Source organism: Streptomyces sp. NBC_01283, assembly GCF_041435335.1.
In the GTDB taxonomy this organism is placed as follows: Bacteria; Actinomycetota; Actinomycetes; order Streptomycetales; family Streptomycetaceae; genus Streptomyces.
The window spans coordinates 3,886,607-3,899,162 of sequence record NZ_CP108430.1 but is presented as its reverse complement, the minus strand read 5'-3'; the positions used below and the strand labels follow the sequence as shown (position 1 = coordinate 3,899,162).

Annotated in this window: 11 protein-coding genes; 8 read left to right on the top strand and 3 right to left on the bottom strand. The window is 71.4% G+C overall.

The genetic code is table 11. The features are described from left to right. The first annotated feature begins 26 nt into the window (after positions 1-26). The 3 genes from OG302_RS17625 to sucD all read left to right on the top strand — a co-directional run bounded on the left by OG302_RS17625 (position 27) and on the right by sucD (position 3,457). Positions 27-986 (top strand): hypothetical protein, encoded by a 960-nt coding sequence (locus tag OG302_RS17625; RefSeq protein ID WP_371527684.1) that lies wholly within the window; start codon positions 27-29, stop codon positions 984-986. Between the two features lie 386 nt (positions 987-1,372). Then, entirely contained in the window at positions 1,373-2,551 is a 1,179-nt protein-coding gene (gene sucC, locus OG302_RS17620) for an ADP-forming succinate--CoA ligase subunit beta (RefSeq protein ID WP_371527683.1), read from the top strand. Positions 2,552-2,572: 21 nt separating this feature from the next. Then, positions 2,573-3,457, top strand: a complete 885-nt coding sequence (gene sucD, locus OG302_RS17615) for a succinate--CoA ligase subunit alpha (RefSeq protein ID WP_160506736.1) — start codon at positions 2,573-2,575, stop codon at positions 3,455-3,457. Positions 3,458-3,590: 133 nt separating this feature from the next. Here sucD and OG302_RS17610 read toward each other — a convergent pair whose 3' ends face one another. Continuing rightward, entirely contained in the window at positions 3,591-4,856 is a 1,266-nt protein-coding gene (locus tag OG302_RS17610) for a sigma factor-like helix-turn-helix DNA-binding protein (protein WP_371527682.1), read from the bottom strand. A 150-nt stretch (positions 4,857-5,006) separates the two neighbouring features. Between OG302_RS17610 and OG302_RS17605 the strand changes: the two genes are divergently transcribed. Next, a complete protein-coding gene (locus tag OG302_RS17605) occupies positions 5,007-6,620 on the top strand; it encodes a DUF6350 family protein (RefSeq protein WP_371527681.1) in 1,614 nt (537 codons plus the stop codon). 231 nt (positions 6,621-6,851) lie between these two features. On the opposite strand, the gene OG302_RS17600 is transcribed toward OG302_RS17605, so the two are convergent. After that, positions 6,852-7,697 (bottom strand): hypothetical protein, encoded by an 846-nt coding sequence (locus OG302_RS17600; protein ID WP_371527680.1) that lies wholly within the window; start codon positions 7,695-7,697, stop codon positions 6,852-6,854. 256 nt (positions 7,698-7,953) lie between these two features. Between OG302_RS17600 and purN the strand changes: the two genes are divergently transcribed. Further along, on the top strand, positions 7,954-8,583 hold the full coding sequence (purN, locus tag OG302_RS17595; protein WP_361837421.1) for a phosphoribosylglycinamide formyltransferase: 630 nt from the start codon (positions 7,954-7,956) through the stop codon (positions 8,581-8,583). Next, positions 8,580-10,166 (top strand): bifunctional phosphoribosylaminoimidazolecarboxamide formyltransferase/IMP cyclohydrolase, encoded by a 1,587-nt coding sequence (gene purH / locus OG302_RS17590; RefSeq protein WP_371527679.1) that lies wholly within the window; start codon positions 8,580-8,582, stop codon positions 10,164-10,166. The genes purN and purH overlap by 4 nt, the downstream gene beginning before the upstream one ends. A gap of 80 nt (positions 10,167-10,246) precedes the next feature. Here purH and OG302_RS17585 read toward each other — a convergent pair whose 3' ends face one another. Then, positions 10,247-10,870 (bottom strand): hypothetical protein, encoded by a 624-nt coding sequence (locus OG302_RS17585; RefSeq protein WP_371527678.1) that lies wholly within the window; start codon positions 10,868-10,870, stop codon positions 10,247-10,249. 266 nt (positions 10,871-11,136) lie between these two features. Between OG302_RS17585 and OG302_RS17580 the strand changes: the two genes are divergently transcribed. Together OG302_RS17580 and OG302_RS17575 are read left to right on the top strand one after the other, a co-directional pair. Further along, the gene (locus OG302_RS17580; protein WP_371527677.1) at positions 11,137-12,003 is read left to right on the top strand and encodes a bifunctional methylenetetrahydrofolate dehydrogenase/methenyltetrahydrofolate cyclohydrolase; all 867 of its coding nucleotides are present in this window, start codon (positions 11,137-11,139) and stop codon (positions 12,001-12,003) included. Positions 12,004-12,022: 19 nt separating this feature from the next. After that, positions 12,023-12,526, top strand: a complete 504-nt coding sequence (locus tag OG302_RS17575) for a DUF3017 domain-containing protein (RefSeq protein WP_371527676.1) — start codon at positions 12,023-12,025, stop codon at positions 12,524-12,526. Positions 12,527-12,556: the final 30 nt, after the last annotated feature.

Genomic DNA, 12,556 nt, shown 5'->3' with positions numbered 1-12,556 from the left:
CAGAGTTCGAAGGATCTGAAGCACGCATGAACAAGAACATCCGTCGTTCCATCGTCATAGCCGCCGGTGTCACGGGAGCCTGGGCGCTCGGGTCCGCCGTGGCCAGCGCGGACGAGCTGCCGCAGCACTCCGTCTCCCTGCCGGACCAGGCGTCCGACGCCGTCGCCGACGCCACCGGCGACGCGGCCGACGTCACCGACACCGTCGACACCGCCGATGTCACCGACATCCAGGGCAAGGCGAAGTCCGCCCTCTCCGACACGAAGTCCACCGTCGCGGACGCGAAGGCCGCCGCCCCCAAGGCCGCCGCCCCCAAGGCCGCCGCCCCGAAGCTCGACACCCCCCACCTCGACACGCCCAAGGCTCCCAAGGCTCCCCAGGCACCCGAGGACTCCGTCGACTACCTCTTCGGCCCCCTCTCCGCCTTCGCCCCGGCTGTCGACGAGGCCGAGGCGACCGCCACCCCCATCGCCGAAGAGACCGCCGCCTCCGTGCTGCCGCCCGTCGCCGCCACCGCCGTCGACGGCGTCGTGCCGGTCGCCGGGCAGGCCGTGGGCGACGCCGGCTACCTGGCGCAGGGCGTGGTCGGGGACGTGCAGCCGTTCGCCGGTGGCGTCGTCGGCGAGGTCCCGCCGTTCGCGCAGGGTGTCGTCGGCGACGACGTCCAGCCGTTCGCGGGCGGAATCGTCGGCTCGGTCTCGCCGCTCGTGCAGACCGTCACCGACCAGGTGCGGCCCGTCGTGCGGGGCGTCGGCGGCAGCGCGGACCAGCTCGCGTACGGCGTCACGGGTGATGTCCCCGCGTTCACCGGTGGCGTCGTCGGCCAGGTGTCCCCCTTCGCGCAGGACCTGACCGGCACCGTCGCCCCCGACGCGCAGTCCCTCGCAGGGAACGCCGTCACGGGCGTCCAGGGCGTCGCCGGTTCGGTCACCCCGGACTACCTCCCCACCTACGAGCAGGCGTACAACGCGACGTACGCGGTCTGACGGCGCAAAGCCTGACGGCGCAAAGCCTGACGGCGCAAAGCCTGACGGCGCAAAGCCTGACAGCGGAAAGATTCAGCTCATGCGGCGGCACGAGCTGTACCAGCAGTAACAGGCGCAAACGGGCGGTCCCTGTCACCCCAGGGGCCGCCCTCCCCCTGCCCGGCCCCGCGATCTGTGACAGTCATCACCGCCCAAATGTGATCTGCGATTTAGGGACCTACGGCCCACGGCGATAACCTGCGAGACGGACATGCCGCGTACCGGACTCCGTCCTACGCCTCCCTTGTGACAGCGCAGTCACGTTGCCCTCCGCGGCACGCCCACGCAGACAGCTGACCACAAAGCAGCGAGATCGCAGCGAGATCACGGAAAAGGGACGGACGCGCGTGGACCTGTTCGAGTACCAGGCGAGGGACCTCTTCGCCAAGCACGGTGTACCGGTGCTGGCCGGTGAAGTCATCGACACGCCTGAGGCGGCGCGCGAGGCCACCGAGAAGCTGGGCGGCAAGTCGGTTGTCAAGGCACAGGTGAAGGTCGGTGGCCGCGGCAAGGCCGGCGGCGTGAAGCTGGCCGACACCCCGGACGAGGCCGTCGCTCGCGCGACGGACATCCTCGGGATGGACATCAAGGGCCACACGGTCCACAAGGTGATGATCGCCGAGCTGTCCCCGGAGATCGAGTCGGAGTACTACGTCTCGTACCTCCTCGACCGCACCAACCGCACCTTCCTCGCCATGGCGTCGGTGCAGGGCGGCATGGACATCGAGGAGGTCGCGGAGAAGACCCCCGAGGCCCTCGCGAAGGTCCCGGTCAACGCCGTCGAAGGCGTGAACATCGAGAAGGCCCGCGAGATCGTGGCCCAGGCGAAGTTCCCGGCCGAGGTGGCCGAGGGTGTCGCCGAGGCCATGGTGACCCTGTGGGACACCTTCGTCGCCGAGGACGCGCTCCTCGTCGAGGTGAACCCGCTGGTCAAGACCAAGGACGGCCGCATCCTGGCGCTGGACGGCAAGGTCTCGCTCGACGAGAACGCCGACTTCCGCCAGGCGGACCACGAGGCTCTTGAGGACAAGGACGCAGCCAACCCGCTCGAGGCTGCCGCCAAGGCCAAGAACCTCAACTACGTGAAGCTCGACGGCGAGGTCGGCATCATCGGCAACGGCGCGGGTCTCGTCATGAGCACCCTGGACGTCGTCGCGTACGCCGGTGAGGCGCACAACAACGTCAAGCCGGCCAACTTCCTCGACATCGGCGGCGGCGCTTCGGCCGAGGTCATGGCGAACGGCCTGGAGATCATCCTCGGCGACCCGGACGTCAAGTCCGTCTTCGTCAACGTCTTCGGTGGCATCACCGCCTGTGACGAGGTCGCCAACGGCATCGTGCAGGCGCTCGAGCTCCTCAAGTCCAAGGGCGAGGAAGTCACCAAGCCCCTGGTCGTGCGTCTCGACGGCAACAACGCGGAGCTGGGTCGCAAGATCCTGAGCGACGCCAACCACCCGCTCGTGCAGCGCGTGGACACCATGGACGGCGCGGCCGACAAGGCCGCCGAGCTCGCGGCCGCGAAGTAAGGGACGAGGGACAGAACAGCCATGGCTATCTTCCTCAACAAGGACAGCAAGGTCATCGTCCAGGGCATGACCGGTGCCACGGGCATGAAGCACACCAAGCTCATGCTCGGTGACGGCACGAACATCGTCGGCGGCGTGAACCCGCGCAAGGCGGGCACCAAGGTCGACTTCGACGGCACCGAGGTACCGGTCTTCGGCTCGGTCAAGGAGGCCATGGAGGCCACGGGCGCCAACGTGTCCGTCCTCTTCGTGCCGCCGGCCTTCTCCAAGGCCGCCGTCGTCGAGGCGATCGACGCCGAGATCCCCCTCGCGGTCGTCATCACCGAGGGCATCGCCGTCCACGACTCCGCCGCCTTCTGGGCGTACGCGAAGTCGAAGGGCAACAAGACCCGCATCATCGGCCCGAACTGCCCCGGTCTCATCACCCCGGGCCAGTCGAACGCCGGCATCATCCCGGGCGACATCACGAAGCCGGGCCGCATCGGCCTGGTCTCGAAGTCCGGCACGCTGACGTACCAGATGATGTACGAGCTCCGTGACATCGGCTTCTCGTCGGCCGTCGGCATCGGTGGCGACCCGGTCATCGGCACGACGCACATCGACGCCCTCGAGGCGTTCGAGGCCGACCCCGACACCGACCTGATCGTCATGATCGGTGAGATCGGCGGCGACGCCGAGGAGCGTGCGGCGGACTACATCAAGGCCAACGTGACGAAGCCGGTCGTCGGCTACGTCGCCGGCTTCACCGCGCCCGAGGGCAAGACCATGGGCCACGCCGGCGCCATCGTCTCCGGGTCCTCCGGCACGGCCGCCGCCAAGAAGGAGGCCCTTGAGGCCGCCGGCGTCAAGGTCGGCAAGACGCCGACCGAGACGGCGAAGCTCGCGCGGGCGATTCTCGCGGGCTGAGTTTGCCTGAACCGTTTGAACAGTGGGCCCGCACCTCTCTTATGAGAGGTGCGGGCCCACTGTTCGTTCGTTGTGACCTGCAGGCCGGCCGTGGCTGGTCGCGCAGTTCCCCGCACCCCTTAAGGGGCGCGGCTTATTTCGCCATTGGCGTCAGTCTCTCCGGGCCGCTCGACAGGTCCTCGCGGAGCTTCTTGTGGAGGATCTGGTCCGCGTACGTCAGGTGGCCGGGGCCCATGCGGGGCGGTACTCCGCTGATGGCCTTGCCCGGGGCCTGGGGCGGCTCGTAGTGCGTGGGGGCCGTTCGCAGGGTGAGGGCCGTCGCGCCGACGATCAGGGCGGTGAAGGCGATCGCCGCGCGGGTCCAGAACCGGGCGCGGTGCTCGCTCCCGGTGCGGACCCGGACCGCGTTCGGGGGCCGCAGTTTCTCCGCGCCGCACATTTCGCCGAGGCGCTGGTGCAGGGCTTCGGGTGTCGCCGCGAGGTCGGGGAGCTTCTCGGCGAGCGCCTCGCGCGCGTGCAGCAGCCGGTTGGCCGCCGCGGGCGTGCTCGCCTCCGTCTCGGCCGCGGTCTCGGGCAGGTCGAGCCCGACGCCGTCGTAGAGCAGCAAGGTGCGGCGCTGTGCGGGCGGCAGGCTCATCAGCACCTTGAGGAAGGCGCGGTCGGCCGCTTCGGCGGGCGGTGCGTCGGGCTGCCGGTGGGCCGGGCGCAGGCGGTGCCAGGGGGACATCGCGTACTCGTACGCAGCCGCGCGCACCCAGCCCGCCGGGTCGCGGTCCACGGCGACCTCGGGCCAGCGCTGCCAGGCGAGCTGGAAGGCGCGCTCGACGGATTCCTGGGCGAGGGTGCGGCGGCCGGTGAGCAGGTACGTCTGGCGTACGAGGCCGGGGGCGCAGGTCGCGCAGAGCATGTCGAAGGCTTCGGCGGGGGTCGCCACAGTGGTGGGCCCGGACTCCCGCGCTGTCTGAGGGGCGGCCTCGGCGGCAGCTGGGGTGGCCCGCACCACCGGCTCGGGCCGGGTGTGGCCGTTCATCGCCGCGCCCACGGGGATGCGCGCGGGGGCCTTGCCGTCCTTGGTGTCGACGGTGGGGGCCATGTCCCGGGCCCAGCTGGGGCGCCGTGCGGCACGTCTGCCCGGGCCGGAATCCGAGACGGTCTGCTCGTTCGCGATCTCGGCGAGCAGCTTCGCGTAGGTGTCGCGTTTGCGGCCGCGCGGCGTCGAGCGCCCCGATTCCCAGGAGCGGACCGTCTCCCGGGTGACGCCCACCTTCGCGGCGACCTCCGCCTGGCTCAGGTGCTTCGCCTCGCGCAGGCGGCGGCGTTCCTTCGGGGTCGGCAACGAAGGGGCTCCCCCCTGCCCGACCGGGGTCGAGCGCTTGGGGGCGGCAGGGCTCTGGGTCATGTCGGACTCTCCGCGCCGTTGGCCGTGGGCCTTCGTGCGGCGGGCAGCGGGGCGCGGCTGATCCGTCGTACGAAAAAGTACATAAACGTATCTTGAGCGACACATCGGGTATTCGCCTGTTACGGGGAGAAAGCGCGTGTCGTTGGGAGCATGGCGGGTGTGACTCAAATCACCGATCGCACCTCACCGTTGCCGCCCCTGAAGCCGCTGGTCGAGCGGTTCCGGGACCGCTCACCCGGACTGGGGACGTGCCTGTTCGGAGGGGCCGTCGCGGCCGGGCTCGGCCTGGGCTCGTGCGCCGTCCTGGTGATGGTCCTCTGGATCAGCTCGCCCTATCCGGACAGCGGGCCCGACGGGGCGCTCCACGTCGCGGCCTCGGTGTGGCTGATCGCCCATGGCGTAGAGCTGGTCAGGACGGACACGCTCTCCGGGGCCCCGGCGCCGGTCGGCGTCACGCCCCTGCTCCTGATGGCGCTGCCGGGCTGGCTCGCGCACCGGGCGGCGCGGGACGCGGCGGACCCGGAGGAACGGGGGATGGCGCCGCGGACCGCGTGGTGCGGGGTGGTCGGCGGCTACCTCCTGGTCGCCGCCGCCGCGACGCTGTACGCGGCCGGGGGTGAGCTGCGGCCGTCATGGCCGAGCACGGCCCTGCACCTGCCGCTGGTCGTGGCGGGTGCGGCGGCGGTGGGGGTGTGGACGGCGATCGGCCGCCCCCGGGAGCCGCTGCCGGGCGTGGTCCGGGTCGGCCTGCGCACGCTGCCCGCAGCCGTACGTCCCTTCTTCCTGCGCCGGCACGTCCGCGCCGTCACGCGGGCCGGAGCGGCCGGGGCGGTGGTGCTCGTCGGCGGGGGAGCGCTCCTGGTCGCGGTGTCGCTCGCCCTGCACGGCGGACTGGCGAGGGCGTCGTTCGCGCAGGTCACGGACGTGTGGTCGGGCCGCTTCGCGGTGCTCCTGCTTGCCGTGGCGCTGGTGCCGAACGCGGCGGTGTGGGGCGCGGCGTACGGCCTCGGCCCGGGCTTCGCGCTCGGCACGGGAGGTGTGGCGGGGCCGCTCGCCGTGAGCGGGGGCCCGATGCTGCCGGCGTTCCCCCTGCTCGCGGCGGTGCCCGCGGAGGGGCCCGGGTCGCCGTTGACGTGGGCGGCGGGTGCGGTGCCGCTGGCGGCGGCGTTCGCGGTCGCGAGGTTCACGGCCGGGGCGGCGGCGCCCGTCGTAGGGGAGCGGGGCGAGGCATGGTCACGGAGGCGGACGGCGCTGGTCGCCGTGGGGGCGGCGGCGGTGTGCGGGGCGGCTCTCGCGGGGCTCGCGGCGCTGGCGGGTGGCCCGATGGGGGTGGCCGCCCTGGCCGACTTCGGGCCGGTGTGGTGGCAGACGGGGGCGGCGGCGCTGGGGTGGACGGCGGTGGTGGGCGTGCCGGGCGCCCTGCTGGTACGGGCCTGGCGCCTGAGGACCCGCCGGACCACACCGCGCTGGACGTGGCCCATCCCGCGCTGGACATGGCCCACCCTGCGCCTGCCGAAGCCGCGCCTGCCCCGCCCGCGGCTCCGCGCCCCTGACCTGCGCCTCCCGAGCCGCCGAAACAGCCCTCCACCGCCTTCGGAGCCCTCGGCCCCGGAACCGTTCGAGCCGTACGACTTCCTGCCGCACACGCCGGTGGGCGACACGACGGACTGGGGCATGACGGACTGGCACGACGAAGCCTCCCGGGAGGCCCGCTGGGCAGCCCTCAGAGACGCGACCAAGAAGGAACGGCCGCCGGGGGCTTAGCCGGGGGGGGCTAGGGGCAGCGAGCATCGGGAAGCCGACCGGCATGAGGGGCGAGGACGCCTGGGTGGAGCCCGAGCCCCTTACGGACGGGAGGCTGCGGGCCGTCGCACGTCACCCCACCGGGCAATCGGGCTCGCACGTCACCCCACCGGGCAATCGCGCGGGTGGGAGGTAAGGATCGATCCACCGCGCAGCGGTGGCCGAGAACACGGAGCCGGGCCCCGGCCGGAATCAGTCGCGTTCGCCCAGCAAGGGCCGCAGCTGCTTCGGCAGGAGGTCGTTGCACTGTTGCTTCGACTGGCTGGTGAGGGCGTCGCTCACGCACGTGTAGTAGTCGCGGTACACCAGCTGCGCGGCGAACGTCGCCGCCACCATCGCCAGGGCCAGCGAAGCCGTCACCAGGCCGCTGATCGCCGCCGTCCGCTGCGGCTTCGTGCTCGCCGGATCGGCCGCGGGCTGCTGGGTGGCGGGCGCCGTCGGGTCCGGCTGCTTCGGCTTCGCCCGCAGCGAGCTGATGCCCCAGTTCAGCGCGAGCGCGCCCAGGAGCAGGGCCACGTACCGCCAGCCGAAGAGTGCGAAGAAGAAGGCCCACATGCCGGAGAGCAGGGCGTAGCGAGCGCGGCGCTGGGCCGGGTCGGTCGGGTCCCAGCGCATGCCGGAGCCGGGCCCGGAGGGTCCGTCGGGGCCCTGGCCCCCGCCCTCCTTGCCGGGACGCTCGCCGAAGCCGCCGCCCTGGGAGCGGCCGGGCTGCCGGTCGCTCCACTGGCTGCCCCAGGGGGAGTGGCCCTGGCCGTCCGGGTGGTCGCCGCCGTTGCCAGGCCGGGGCCGCCACGGCTGGTCAGGGGTCCCCTCCGGCGGTGGCGCGAAGGGATTGTCGTCGTTCTCCCCGGACCTCTTCCCGGGCTTACCGGACTTCTTCCCGGAGTCGCCGGAGCTGCCCGAGGCGTCCTGTGAGTCCTGGGAGTCCTGCGGCAAGGACGACGGGCGGCCGTCGCGCAGCAGCGTCGAGCCGCGCTCCCCTGCGTGCGTCAGTCCGAACGCGAAGGACAGCGGGAGGCGGAGGCTACGGTCCGGCATCAGGTGTGCGTCTTCCCCTTGGTCGAGCGGGCCCGGCTGACGAGCTTGACTGGCGAGCTTGTCCGGCGAGTTTCTGGACGGTGTGACGTCTTGGTGCAGACGCTACCTTCCGGCCGCGCCCCCGTCCCGTGAGGGGCCGCACCGTGTGCCGGTATCGTTGCTGACGGTCGGCCGCTTCGTAGAGTTCCCCGTATCGCTGGGGGCGAAGCCTTTGTACGACCCTACAAAGACGCACCTCCCGAGAAAGGGCCCCGCTGTGGCCAAGAGCCCTGTGGCCAAGCGCCTGGTCGTGCTGGTCTCCGGATCAGGCACGAATCTGCAGGCTCTGCTCGACAAGATCGCGACGGACGGGACGGCCGGCTACGGCGCCGAGATCGTCGCGGTCGGCGCCGACCGCGACGGCATCGCCGGCCTGGAGCGTGCCGAGCTCGCCGGGATTCCCACCTTCGTCTGCCGGGTGAAGGACCACGCGACGCGCGACGAATGGGACGCGGCTCTCGCCGAGGCGACCGCCGCGTACGAGCCCGATCTGGTCGTGTCGGCCGGGTTCATGAAGATCGTGGGGAAGCGATTCCTCGCACGGTTCGGCGGGCGGTTCGTCAACACGCACCCCGCCCTGCTGCCCAGCTTCCCGGGGGCCCACGGTGTGCGCGACGCGCTCGCGTACGGCGCGAAGGTCACGGGATGCACCGTCCACTTCGTCGACGACGGCGTCGACACCGGCCCGATCATCGCCCAGGGCGTGGTCCCGGTCGGGGACGAGGACGACGAGAGCGCTCTGCACGAGCGCATCAAGGAAGTCGAGCGAAGGCTGCTCGTCGATGTCGTGGGGCGTCTGGCCCGCAACGGCTACCGCATTGAGGGACGAAAGGTACTTATCCCGTGACCGCCGAAGGTACGCACGGTTCGCAGCGCCCCATCAAGCGCGCGCTCATCAGCGTCTATGACAAGACCGGGCTCGAGGAGCTCGCGCGCGGGCTGCACGAGGCCGGCGTCGAGCTCGTCTCGACCGGTTCGACCGCCGCGAAGATCGCCGCCACCGGGGTGCCCGTCACCAAGGTCGAGGAGCTGACAGGGTTCCCCGAGTGCCTGGACGGCCGGGTCAAGACGCTGCACCCGCGCGTGCACGCCGGGATCCTCGCCGACCTGCGCCTGGAGGACCACCAGCGCCAGCTCGCCGAGCTCGGCATCGAGCCGTTCCAGCTCGTCGTCGTGAACCTCTACCCCTTCAAGGCGACCGTCGCCTCCGGCGCGACGCCCGACGAGTGCGTCGAGCAGATCGACATCGGCGGCCCCTCGATGGTCCGCGCCGCCGCCAAGAACCACCCCTCGGTGTCGGTCATCACGAGCCCCGACCGGTACGCCGACGTGCTCGCCGCCGTCCGTGACGGCGGTTTCGACCTGACCGCCCGCAAGCGCCTGGCCGCCGAGGCGTTCCGCCACACCGCCGAGTACGACCTCGCGGTCGCCTCCTGGTTCGCCGACGACTACGCATCGGACGGCACCGACTTCCCCGAGTTCCTCGGCAGCGCGTACTCCCGCAAGAACGTCCTGCGCTACGGCGAGAACCCGCACCAGGGCGCCGCCCTCTACGTCGACGGCAACGGCGGTCTCGCCGAGGCGGAGCAGCTGCACGGCAAGGAGATGTCGTACAACAACTACACGGACACGGACGCCGCGCGCCGTGCCGCGTACGACCACGAAGACCCCTGCGTCGCGATCATCAAGCACGCCAACCCCTGCGGCATCGCGATCGGTTCGAACGTCGCCGAGGCGCACCGCAAGGCGCACGCCTGCGACCCGCTCTCCGCGTTCGGCGGTGTGATCGCGGTGAACCGCCCGGTCTCCAAGGAGATGGCGGAGCAGGTCGCCGACATCTTCACCGAGGTCATCGTCGCGCCGGAGTACGAGGACGGCGCCCTCGAAGCCCTCACCAAGAAGAAGAACATCCGCGTCCTGCGCTGCCACCAGGCTCCGTCCAACGCGGTGGCCCGCGAAAGCAATTGGGAACGTAAGCAGATCGACGGCGGCGCGCTGCTCCAGGTCACCGACCGCCTCCAGGCCGACGGCGACAACCCCGCCAACTGGACGCTCGCCACGGGCGACGCCCTGAACGCGGGCGAGCTCGCCGAACTCGCCTTCGCCTGGAAGGCGTCGCGCGCGGTGAAGTCCAACGCGATCCTGCTCGCCAAGGACGGCGCCTCGGTCGGCGTCGGCATGGGCCAGGTCAACCGCGTCGACTCCGCGAAGCTCGCCGTCGAGCGGGCGGGCGAGGAGCGCGCGCACGGCGCGTACGCCGCGTCGGACGCGTTCTTCCCGTTCCCCGACGGTCTGGAGATCCTGACCGCCGCGGGCGTCAAGGCCGTGGTGCAGCCGGGTGGTTCGGTCCGTGACGAGCTGGTCGTCGAGGCCGCGAAGAAGGCGGGCGTGACGATGTACTTCACGGGTACGCGGCACTTCTTCCACTGAGCACTGAGCTGAGTGCTGAGCAAAGGCTGCGGGCCGTGCCCCCCTCGACAGGGGGACACGGCCCGCAGCCGTGAAGTGCCTCAGTAGCGCGGCCGGTTGAACCACGCGGTGCCGCTCGGCACGACCGGGGCGATCGTGATGATGACGGCGAAGACGACCCAGATCAGCGGGAAGATGATCGCGCTCGCGAAGCCCGTGTCCATGCCGACGAAGAGGTAGATCAGGCCGAGGATGCCGCCGAGCGCGCCGTACACCACTGTGGTGATCCGCACGCCCTGGGCGCCGCGGCCGAACTTCACACCGAGCGTGATCGACAGGGCGGCCAGCGCCGCGGCGACGAGCGCGAAGACCACGAACAGGCCGGCGGCTGCGTCGCCGAAGTCGCTCGTGCTGTTGAAGCCGAACTCGTCGGCGCTGTCGGAGACGTCGTTGGCGACAGCGGCGCCGTAGAGGAACCCGATCGCGCCCAGTATCTGCACCGCCGAGATCAGGAACAGGAAGACGCGCGCGGTCATCAGGAGCCCCGGCATCGACTGCGGCATCATGTTGCCGCCCGGGTAGCCGGGGTACGCCGGCTGCTGCGGGTAGCCGTAGCCCTGCTGCGGCGGGACGCCGGGCGGGGCCTGGGGGTAGCCGTATCCGGGAGCGGCCGGGGGCTGCTGGGGCGGCTGCCCGTAGGGGTTGTTCGGGTCGCCGTAACTCATGGCGGTCTTCCTCCGTCGGGTAATGCGGGGACGACGCGGCACATCACGGAGGAATGTTCTACAGATGCGGTCCGTCCCCCCGACACTGCCCGCGGCACTGTGTCGCATATCGTTCTTTAGGCCAGGCTTATTTGTCCAGCCGCATTCACTATGAGTTGTGCAAGTGCAACAGAGCTGGTCAGGTCTCGGGACACGGCTGAGACACAGTCGGCCCGCGGCGGCGACCTGATTGGTACCGGGCGGGTCCCATCCGGGAAGATGGGGTCATGAGCGCCCAGATTCTCGATGGCAAGGCCACCGCAGCCGCGATCAAGTCCGAACTGACCGCCCGCGTGGCGGCCCTGAAGGAGAGGGGCCTCACGCCCGGCCTCGGCACTGTCCTGGTCGGTGACGACCCGGGCAGCCAGAAGTACGTCGCCGGCAAGCACCGTGACTGTGCGCAGGTCGGCATCGCCTCCATCCAGCGCGAGCTGCCCGCGACCGCGACGCAGGACGAGATCGAGTCCGTCGTCCGCGAGCTCAACGAGGACCCGGCCTGCACCGGCTACATCGTGCAGCTCCCGCTGCCCAAGGGCATCGACGAGAACCGCGTCCTCGAACTCATGGACCCGGCCAAGGACGCCGACGGTCTGCACCCGATGAACCTCGGCCGCCTCGTCCTGAACGAGCCCGCGCCGCTGCCCTGCACGCCCTTCGGCATCATCACGCTGCTGCGCCAGTACGGCGTGGAGATCAACGGTGCCGAGGTCGTGGTCGTCGGCCGCGGTGTGACGATCGGCCGCTCCATGCCGCTCCTGCTCACCCGCCGCTCGGAGAACGCGACGGTGACGCAGTGCCACACCGGCACCCGCGACCTGTCCTTCCACCTGAAGAAGGCCGACATCATCGTGGCCGCCGCGGGCGTCCCGCACCTGATCAAGCCCGAGGACGTGAAGCCGGGCGCCGCGGTCCTGGACGTCGGCGTCTCGCGCGACGAGACCGGCAAGATCGTCGGCGATGTGCACCCGGGCGTCCGCGAGGTCGCCGGGTGGATCTCGCCGAACCCCGGCGGCGTCGGCCCGATGACGCGCGCCCAGCTGCTCGTCAACGTCGTCGAGGCCGCCGAGCGCGCCGCGTCCGCCGCCGCGAGCTGAACCGGGAAAGGGTGAGCCCATGAGCGCCGAACCTGATCAAGGGGCATCGCCGGCCGACGTCACGGAGACCGAGGCCGTGGCGGACGGCGAAGCCAAGGGTGCCGTCAGCGCCCCCGGCCCCGACGGGCCGAAGAAGACCACGCGGCGCTTCCCGCTCCTGACCCGGGACACCGCGCGCCCCGAGGGCGGCGGCCGGGCAGCGGGCGGCGACGCCCCCGCGCCCGCCCGGCAGTGGCCGCTGCTCACCGTGCTCTCGACGGTGGGGCTCGGGCTGCTGCTCACGGCCTTCGACGTGTTCCGCGTCGGCACGATACTGATCGGCCTCGCGCTGATCGCTGGCGCCGTCATGCGGTGGGCGCTGCCCGGCGTCGGCATGCTGGCGGTCCGTTCGCGCTTCACGGACATGGTCACGTACGGCTCGCTCGGCCTCGCCATCGTGCTGCTCGCCATGATGGCGCAGCCCGATCCGTGGCTGAGGATCCCGTTCCTGGGCGAAACCCTGCACCGGACGATCACGACCTAGCGGTCGGTACGCCGCGCGCGCATGACGGTG

Bases quoted from the DNA above. Each gene is read 5' to 3' on its own strand.
- OG302_RS17625 (WP_371527684.1), top strand. From the start codon at position 27: ATGAACAAGAACATCCGTCGTTCCATCGTCATAGCCGCCGGTGTCACG.
- sucD (WP_160506736.1), top strand. From the start codon at position 2,573: ATGGCTATCTTCCTCAACAAGGACAGCAAGGTCATCGTCCAGGGCATG.
- OG302_RS17610 (WP_371527682.1), bottom strand. From the start codon at position 4,856: ATGACCCAGAGCCCTGCCGCCCCCAAGCGCTCGACCCCGGTCGGGCAG.
- OG302_RS17605 (WP_371527681.1), top strand. From the start codon at position 5,007: ATGGCGGGTGTGACTCAAATCACCGATCGCACCTCACCGTTGCCGCCC.
- OG302_RS17600 (WP_371527680.1), bottom strand. From the start codon at position 7,697: ATGCCGGACCGTAGCCTCCGCCTCCCGCTGTCCTTCGCGTTCGGACTG.
- OG302_RS17585 (WP_371527678.1), bottom strand. From the start codon at position 10,870: ATGAGTTACGGCGACCCGAACAACCCCTACGGGCAGCCGCCCCAGCAG.
- OG302_RS17580 (WP_371527677.1), top strand. From the start codon at position 11,137: ATGAGCGCCCAGATTCTCGATGGCAAGGCCACCGCAGCCGCGATCAAG.
- OG302_RS17575 (WP_371527676.1), top strand. From the start codon at position 12,023: ATGAGCGCCGAACCTGATCAAGGGGCATCGCCGGCCGACGTCACGGAG.